At 61.6% G+C, this 8,777-nt stretch carries 6 protein-coding genes; 1 reads left to right on the top strand and 5 read right to left on the bottom strand.

Going from position 1 to position 8,777, the window contains the following annotated elements:
* Window positions 1-763: 763 nt before the first annotated feature.
* The 5 genes from rnr to ACY69P_RS10800 form a co-directional block, all read right to left on the bottom strand.
* Window positions 764-2,938 (bottom strand): ribonuclease R, encoded by a 2,175-nt coding sequence (gene rnr / locus ACY69P_RS10820; RefSeq protein ID WP_462327476.1) that lies wholly within the window; start codon window positions 2,936-2,938, stop codon window positions 764-766.
* Between the two features lie 220 nt (window positions 2,939-3,158).
* Window positions 3,159-4,229, bottom strand: a complete 1,071-nt coding sequence (gene lpxK, locus ACY69P_RS10815; RefSeq protein ID WP_462327475.1) for a tetraacyldisaccharide 4'-kinase — start codon at window positions 4,227-4,229, stop codon at window positions 3,159-3,161.
* A gap of 42 nt (window positions 4,230-4,271) precedes the next feature.
* On the bottom strand, window positions 4,272-4,982 hold the full coding sequence (locus ACY69P_RS10810) for a Bax inhibitor-1/YccA family protein (RefSeq protein WP_462327474.1): 711 nt from the start codon (window positions 4,980-4,982) through the stop codon (window positions 4,272-4,274).
* Window positions 4,983-5,122: 140 nt separating this feature from the next.
* Window positions 5,123-6,049: a calcium/sodium antiporter gene (locus ACY69P_RS10805; RefSeq protein ID WP_462327473.1), complete on the bottom strand. Its 927-nt coding sequence runs from the start codon at window positions 6,047-6,049 to the stop codon at window positions 5,123-5,125.
* A 304-nt stretch (window positions 6,050-6,353) separates the two neighbouring features.
* The gene (locus ACY69P_RS10800) at window positions 6,354-7,412 is read right to left on the bottom strand and encodes an adenine nucleotide alpha hydrolase family protein (protein ID WP_462327472.1); all 1,059 of its coding nucleotides are present in this window, start codon (window positions 7,410-7,412) and stop codon (window positions 6,354-6,356) included.
* Window positions 7,413-7,645: 233 nt separating this feature from the next.
* Between ACY69P_RS10800 and recA the strand changes: the two genes are divergently transcribed.
* Window positions 7,646-8,737, top strand: a complete 1,092-nt coding sequence (gene recA / locus ACY69P_RS10795) for a recombinase RecA (RefSeq protein WP_462327471.1) — start codon at window positions 7,646-7,648, stop codon at window positions 8,735-8,737.
* Window positions 8,738-8,777: the final 40 nt, after the last annotated feature.

Below are 8,777 nucleotides of genomic sequence, written 5' to 3'. Positions count from 1 at the left end.
CCAATGCGCCCTTCCGGCAGGTGCCGGAAGGGCCGCAGGGCACACCGCGGCGGAGGGATGGCCGCGGCGTGACAGCATTCGTGTGATGTAGGTATGGAGGTCAAAGACCGGCGCAAAGCGCCGGATGGTTCCATGTTCCGCACGCGCCGCGTGGCTGTTTGGAGGACGGTGCGCGGCGCGTGCGGGAAATGGGCGGGACCGAGGTGGGAGCCCGGTCACCAAAGAGTGGGATACGGATTGGCTCTATGCGCCAAAACTGCTGGAGTGCTTCTTGGATTCGAGAATGTGAACACAGGCTGTACCCAAAGGAGGGAGGCCCGGTCGCCAGCAGTATGAGGGCTTTTATGAGCGTAAAGACATCCAGAGTATCCAACATGGCTTTACGTCGAGGTCGATGGGGCTCATCGTTCGCTCGTGAGTTCTATGTAGATATTTTCACATGGCATGGCAAGGGGTTTGTTCACTTTTTTAGTAGAGAAAAAAGTACCATATAAATGAGTAGGTTAGCCAAAAGTAAACACTCATTCCTACTGCGTAATACGCAGCGCTCTGAAAAAACAGTAATAAAAACAACATCTTGCAATGTCGTTTGGGCGACGCAGAAATTTTGTGATCGCGATCATTAAGTTATAGATTTCACATAATGTAGAGCGTTGCTGAATCGTGGCGGGTGGCAGGGCTTTGGGGGCGCGGCGCCATGGCGCAAAAAAAGGGCGGGATACGCAGTGCGCGTCCCGCCCGTCGTGGTGACAGAAAGGTAAGGCTAGGACTCGACGAGTTCCAGATTCACCTCAAGGCGCGACAGGTTCACGTCACGCAGGAACACCCGCACGCTCTGGCCGATGCCAAAGCGCTTCTTGGTGCGCTCGCCCCAGATTTCCTGCCGGTCCGCCATATAGGCGTAGTAGTCGTCCTCCAGCGTGGAAAGGCGCACAAGCCCCTCGGCCATGACTTCATTGAGCTCCACCCAGAAGCCAAAGTCCGCCACACCGTTGATGATGCCTGTAAACTCCGCGCCAACCTTGTCGCGCAGGAATAGGATGGTCACGCGGCGCAGGATTTCGCGTTCGGCCTTCATGGCGACGCGTTCGCGGGCGCTCAGGTGGTCGCCAAGGTCGGCAAGGGTGTCAAATTCCGGCGCGGGCACATCGCCAAAGCCGAGGGCCGCCTTGACCGAGCGGTGGATGACAAGGTCGGCGTAGCGGCGGATGGGCGAGGTGAAGTGGCAGTAGCAGTCCGAGGCAAGGCCGTAGTGGCCCTCGTTGTCCGGACCGTAGCTGGCCTGCATCATGGAGCGCAGCACAAGGCGGCCCACAATGAATTCCATATCCGTGCCCTCGGCGGCGGCAATCAGCTCGCGCACGGCCTGCGGTGAGGGAGACTTGGGAATCTTGGACCCAAGCTCGGTGCGCGCCAGCATCTTAAAGACGGACTGGAGCTTTTCCGCATCCGGCGAGGGGTGCACGCGGTAGAGGCAGGGCATATCCCGGTTTTCCAGAAAACGCGCCACAGCCTCGTTGGCGGCAATCATGAACTCCTCCACAATTTGGTGGGAGAAGGTGCGCGCCTTGGGCTGAATGTCCGTGGCCACGCCGTCCATGTCGAAAAAGATTTCCGGCTCGGGCAGGTCAAAGTCCAGGGTGCCGCGGTCCTGCCGCATACGGTTCAGGATGTGGGCCAGGCGCTCGGTGTCCTCCAGCATGGGGACAACATGGCTGACGGCGGAGCGTTCGCCCTCGTCCTTCTCCTGCAGGATGCGGTGCACCTGCGAGTAGGTCAGGCGCGCATGGCTGCGGATGACGGCGGGGTAGAACGTTTCGCCGCTGCACTGGCCGTCCTTGCCGATGACCATCTCGGCCACCATGGCGAGGCGGTTGACGTTCGGGTTCAGGCTGCACAGGCCGTTGGAGAGCGCCTCCGGGAACATGGGTTCCACGGACTGGGGGAAATAGTAGGAGTTGCCGCGCTCTATGGCTTCCTTATCCAGCCCGCTGCCGGGGCGCACGTAGTGGCTGACGTCGGCAATGGCAACCCACAGGCGGTAGCCCTTGCCCTCGGGGCGCACGCAGATGGCGTCGTCAAAGTCGCGGGCCGTTGCGCCGTCGATGGTGACCAGCGGCAGGTCGCGCAGGTCCTTGCGGCCTGCAAAGTCTGCCTCGCTCGGTTCAACGGGCAACTGCTGCGCCTCAGTCAGGGCGCTGTTGGGGAACTTGCGCGGCACGCCGTGCATCATCTTCACCAGCCCCTCCTGCACGGACACATCGTCCTCGGCGCCAAGGGCTTCCACGGCGTCACCGGCCCACAGCTTGTGGTCCAGCTTTTCACCGGGCAGCACGGAGACGATATCCCCAAGCGCCGGTTCTTCGTCCAGCGGCTCGGTGTCGCACATGATGTTGAACTGGAGCTTGGTATCCGTGGGGTGGGAGATGAACATGTCCGGGCCAAGGCGCTTGATGAGGCGCACCGTAATCTTGCGCAGGGAGCGGTCCAGAACGCGGACGATGCGGCCTTCCGGGCTTTTGCCCTTGCGGGCGGCGGGGATGACGGCGGCAACCACGCGGTCGCCGTTCCAGGCATCGCCAAAGTTGTTGGGGCTGATGAAAATATCCTTGCGGCGCTTGTCCTCGGGGATGAGGAAGCCGACACCGGAGCGCTGAACCTCCAAGGTGCCCGTGACAAGGGACATGCTTTCGGTCAGCCCGTAGGCGCCGCCCTTGGTGCGGATGATTTTGCCGTCGTCCTCAAGGGAGCGCAGCAGGTCCTTGAGCGCGCGCTTGGCGCCTTTGCCCTCCTGCAGGCGGGAGAGGATTTCGGCGATGCGCATGGGGCGGCCGACATCCTTGAAGAGCTTCAGCAGATTGCGCGGATTGATGCCGCGCTGGGCGGGACGTGTGTCCTCGCCGGACCGGGAACGTCTTTTCTTTCGTTTACTTGCCATAATGGTTTTATCGTATCCTTTGGATGTGAAATTTTTTTGTCGGAGAAATCCGGCATTGTTGTACTGTGCTGGTCTGGGCGCGCTGTGTCCAGCCGTTTGGGCGTGTGGCTTTGGAACGGCGCGGCGCGTGCTTGGCGGCGCGGCCAGCGTGTGGCGGCGGATGAAGGGCCGGGGCCCGTTCAATGTGGCGGCGCTGAGGACGGCTGCGCCGCGCGGGGCGTTAGTCGCGGGGGCGGAGGATGGTCCACCATTCTTCCCACCAGTTGGGGAAGGTCGTCTCCGCGAAGTAGGCCGGACCAAACTCCAGCGTGTGGTCAAAGGTCCACAGATTGCGCGGCTCAAAGCGCGCCAGCTTCACGGCATCCTTGGCCGTGCAGAGGATGTGGCGGATGTTTTTCAGGTCCGACTGGTTGCGGATTTCGTCCCAGTCGCGCTGGGTGTAGGTGTAGTGGTCGTCAAACCGCAGGTGCAGCGACGGACGGTCTCCCAGCAGGATTTCCGTGGTTTCCACCACTTGGTCAGGCTCGCCGACGCCAGTGACGAGGGTGTAGGGCGCGCCGCCAAAGGTGCGCGCGGAGTCGGCAACATCCAGCCGCTTGATGCCAAGGGGCTTAAAGGAAAAATTGAACACCGGCGCGTTGTACTTCGCGAGGCGCTCCTGAATGAGCGGTTCCAGCGACTGGAACTCGTCCTCTTGGCATTTGATGAGGAACGCGGCGGCGCGGGTGAGTGCGCCTTCATCCTCGCGCCACGACCCGGCGGGAATCACCGAGTTCCATTGGTCGATGAGGTCCTTGGGGCGCAGCAGCACAAGGTCGAGGTCGCGCTGCACTTTCAGGTGCTGGAAGCCGTCGTCCAGCAGAAAAAGGTCGGGGCGGAACTCGCGCCATGCCCATTTGGCGGCGCGGGTGCGGTCCGGGTCCACAATAACGCGCGCCTCCGGGCACGAGCGCGCAAGGAGCAGGGGTTCGTCTCCGGCTTCCTGCGGCGTGCTGTCCGGGGTGACAAGGTAGTGCGGACCGGGCGGATTGGCCCCGTAGCCGCGCGTGAGCACGGCGGAGCTGACGTCGTGGCGCTCGCTCCAGCGCATCAGCCATTCCGTCAGCGGCGTTTTGCCACTGCCGCCCCAGCCGATATTGCCAATGCTGACGCAGGGGCGCGGCGGGCGGTGGGAGAGGATGCGGCCATGTTCATACCATTCGCGGCGGGCGCGCATAAGGCGTGCGTAAAGGCGGCTGGGCAGATAGAGCAGCGGGGCGAGGGTCTGTTGGAGAGAGAGTACGTTGCTCATAGATAAAAAAAGGGGGTGGCACTGCGCCACCCCCGGGAAGGCTTAGTCTCGGGAGGCTCCAAAGAGCCTGAGGAGCATGAGGAACAGGTTGATGAAGTCAAGGTACAGGGTCAGTGCGCCAAGGATGGTGCCGCGGCGGATGGCGGTGTGGTCGCCATGGGGCGCGGACTCGCCCATCATGCGCAGGCGCTGGGTGTCGTACGCCGTCAGACCCGTGAAGATGACCACGCCAAGCACGGAAATGCCCCACTGCAGCGCAGAGCTGCCGACGAAGATGTTCACGATGGAGGCAATGATGATGCCGATGAGGCCCATGAACAGGAAGCTCCCCCACGAGGTGAGGTCCTTCTTCGTGGTCATGCCATAGATGCTCATACCCGCGAACATACCCGCGCAAATGACAAAGGTCATAAAGATGCTCTGGCCGGAGTATACCAGCAGGATGCTGGACAGCGACAGCCCCATCAGCGCGCTGTAGGCCAGGAACATGCCCGTTGCCATGCCGGCGCTCATGCGCTGGATGCCAGCAGACAGGAAAAGCACCATGATAAAGGGCGCGAAGATGATGACGTAGCCCATGATGGACCCGCCAAAGAGCAGGTTCAGCATGGCGGGGCTGGACGCCGTAAGGAAGGCGCACAGCGCGGTGACGCCAAGGCCAGCGGCCATCCAGTTATACACGCCACGCATGAACGCGTTCACGCCCTCGATGGAGCGCGTCTGCGAGCTGCTGACACTACCGAATCTGTTCATTGTATGTCCTCCTTGAGGATATTTGAGGCGTTTTACGTATGGGTGAATCTAATACCGATTGCGCAAACTGGCAAGTGCCACCGGGGGGTGCGGCGTAGAATGTGGCGAAAGTGCAGGGTTTTTCACATCGCGCAACTGTTCTACAACAGCGATGGAACCCAGCGCACCAGTCCAAGCAGCAGCAAAAGCAGTCCTTCCTTGCGGCTGACCTCCCAGCCTGTGCGGATGCACAGCAGCACAATGGCCACGGAGCCAACCAGCATAAGCAGGCTCGTGGTGGCCGCGCCGGAAATGGCCAGCGGATGCAGCAGGCTGGTCAAACCGAGCACGCCGCAAAAGTTGAACAGGTCCGAGCCGATGAGGTTGCCAAGCAGCATGTCGTTTTTGCCGCGGACCGACGCCGCAAGGCAGGTGACAAGCTCCGGCAGGCTGGTGCCTGCGGCAACAATGGTCACGCCAATGGCCCATTCCGAAACGCCGATGTGGCGCGCCAATTCCGTTGCCGCGTCCACCATCAGACTGCCGCCGAAGGACACGCACACAAAGCCCACCAGCAGTTTGGGCGCGTCCAGCCATGTGGCGATACGTTCGTCACAGGCGGGCTCCTCGGTGCAGGCGGTCTTGGGACGCCGCAGAATAAGCACGCAGATGTACGTGACAAGGGTGCCCAGCAAAATTGTGCCGTCCACGCGGCTGAGGGTGCCATCCAGCGTGGTGAGGGTAATAAAGCCCACAACACCAAGCAGCAGCAGGCCGTCGCGCTTCAGTACGGGCTTTGCCGCGGCGATGGGGCGCAGCATGGCCATGGAGCCGAGAATGATGCCAAGGTTGAAGATATTGGACCCAACAACATTGGACAGCGAAATGTCCGACAGCCCCTTGAAGGCCGCGGACGCGGTGACCAGAAATTCCGGGGCCGACGTGCCAATGGCAACGATGGTCAGGCCGATGATCAGTTCCGGTACCTTGAAACGGCGCGCAATGGCCGCAGCGGCGTCAACAATAACTTCCGCGCCGAACCAGAGCAGCGCGGCGCTTATGAGAATGAACACGAACTGAATGAGCATGAAATCCTCAAGAATCAGGTCCGTCCGGGCATGCCGCAGGCAGAGGGCCGTCGGAGCGCAGATGAATGTTGGGTGAGTTGTCGGATACTGGGTGATGCGTGTGCGTACCACATCATGAAGCAGCGGGTGTTGGCAACCATGGAACGACACGGAAAAGCCCGGTCCAGCCGCGGTGGCGTCCGGGTCGAATCGTAATGAAAATCGTGGCCGTTACCCGGCTCGTTTCTGTGGTGTTGATTCGCCTCAGGACACCCGGTTCGCGTACTGACCAGGCTTTGTGGAATATGTAGCAATACCCGTGCCGCTAGCGCTTTTTGGGGTCCATGGCATTGCGCGTTGGTATGGCGTCCTGCCAGGTGCATTCCTTCCAGCCAAGCGCCGTCTCGCGTGAAGGGTAAATGGTGACGGTGTGTTCGGTGTCGCCCTGCGTGACGGTAACGGTGATGTCCGTTTCCGCGCGGCGCGCCTTGGGCGAGAACGACGCCATAAAGGCGGCGGCGTCGCGCACGGCGTCTTCGGTCCATGCGCCGGCAAATTGACGCCCCAGCGCCAGCGGGCCGGGATAGCCCACCACGTCAAAGACGAGGTCCGTCTCGGTGATGTTGCGGCGGATCATTTCATTACTATGCTGGTCGCGGCCAATGGTCAGCCAGTGCGTGCCCGCCCAGTACTGCCGCCCCACGTTGGACAGGTAGAAGTCCTGCGCCGTGGGCGCGGGGTGGTGCTGGAAGACCGGCGCGTAGCGGCAGGCCGAGGCCTGCTCCGTCAGGCGGCAGCCGCCTGCGGGGGTGGGGATGTCCGTGATGCCGACTTCTTCGGCAAGGCGCAGCTGGTCCTTGCGGCCACGGCCGGAGATGCCGTACAGGCGTTCGCGGTCCACCAGACCGGATTCCTCCATGGGCGTGGGCGGCAGGGTTTTGGCGCACAGCGGGCGCAGCAGCAGACCTTCGGTGCCGGACTCGTTGATGACGGAGTTCATGGCGTCCCGGCGCTGGGACATGGGCCGCTGGCCCACCACCTCGCCGGTGGCGATGAAGGTGGCGCCGTACTTCTCCAGCAGCTGGCGGGTGTGGCGCAGCATGATGATTTTGCAGTCCACGCACGGATTGTAATACTTGCCAAAGCCGTACTTCGGCTTATCAAGCATCATCTGGACGTAGTCGTCGCCGATGTTGACGACGTCGATGTCCAGTCCGTAGGTTTTGCGCCAGCCGCGCACGCGGCCCGGATGCCCAAAAAAGGGCGTGACAAAGTGCAGGCATTTGACGCGGAGGCCTTGTGCCTGAAGAACCTTGGCCGACAAGAGTGAATCGAGCCCGGCCGAAAACAGGGCCAGGGCGTCGTATGTGGTGTTCTTGGTCATGGGAAGAAAGGCTATACCCATGCTCGGCGCGGGTGGCAAGGGGTGAGGCAGGCGGGAAAACCTTATGCCAAGCGGCTTCGTCAATGATTCCGAGAGAAATGGTCGGAATGTTCTCTGCGCACAATTTTTGTCCTGCCGCCTCCCGTGCGGGGACACGTGCGCAGTTGCCGGACGGCGGGGGTTCTGCTATGTGTCGGAGGCTTTCGCTATAAATATTTCATGGAGTGATACATATGGCCAAACGTCGTACCCAGCAGCTGAGTCCCGAAGAAATGCGCAGGGAGGCATTGAGCACCGCTCTGTCGACCATTGAGCGCAAGTACGGTCAGGGTTCTGTCATGAAGCTGTCCGACGATGCGCATGTCAATATACCGATCATTCCCACAGGCTCCATTGCATTGGACATGGCGCTGGGTATCGGGGGCATCCCACAGGGTCGCGTCACCGAGGTCTACGGTCCCGAATCTTCGGGTAAGACCACGCTGACCCTGCATATCATTGCAGAATGCCAGAAGCAGGGCGGCGTTGCCGCGTTTATCGACGCGGAGCACGCTCTGGATATTAAATATGCCCGTCGCCTCGGTGTGAACACCGAGGAGCTCATCATCTCCCAGCCGGACTACGGCGAGCAGGCGCTAGACATCGCCGACATGCTCGTGCGCTCCGGAGCCGTGGACATCATCGTCATCGACTCCGTTGCCGCGCTCATCCCGCAGGCCGAGCTGGAGGGGAACATGGGCGAGACGCAGGTGGGCGGACAGGCGCGCCTGATGTCCCACGCCCTCAGAAAGTTGACGGGTACCATCCATAAGTCCCGCGCTTCCGTCATGTTCATCAACCAGATCCGTATGAAGATCGGCATGACGGGCTACGGCAGCCCCGAGACCACCACCGGTGGTAACGCCCTCAAGTTCTACTCCTCCATCCGCATGGACATCCGCCGCATTCAGACCTTGAAGGACAAGGAAGAATCCTACGGCATCCGCGCCCGCGTGAAGGTGGTGAAGAACAAGGTCGCCCCGCCGTTCCGCGAGGCCCAGTTCGACGTGCTCTACGGCACCGGCATCTCCCGCGAGGGTGAGCTTCTGGACATGGGCGTCGATAACGGCATCGTGGAGAAGAGCGGCTCGTGGTACGCCTATGGTTCCGAGCGTCTTGGGCAGGGCAAGGAGAACGTCCGCGCCATGCTGCAGGAAAACACGGAACTGGCCCAAACCATCGAGACGGCCCTGCTCAAGCATCTGGGCGTCATTGAAGACGATGAGGCCGAAGCCCCCGCGGCGGAGACGGAAACGGAAACCGAAACCACCCCGGCCGAGGCATAACTTTACCCCAATCGGCGGGCGGCTCGCCCGGCGCAGCCCG

Source organism: Desulfobaculum sp. (genome assembly GCF_054921475.1).
Note: the sequence above shows the minus strand (reverse complement) of the source record. Positions and strands in the feature narration are given on the sequence as shown.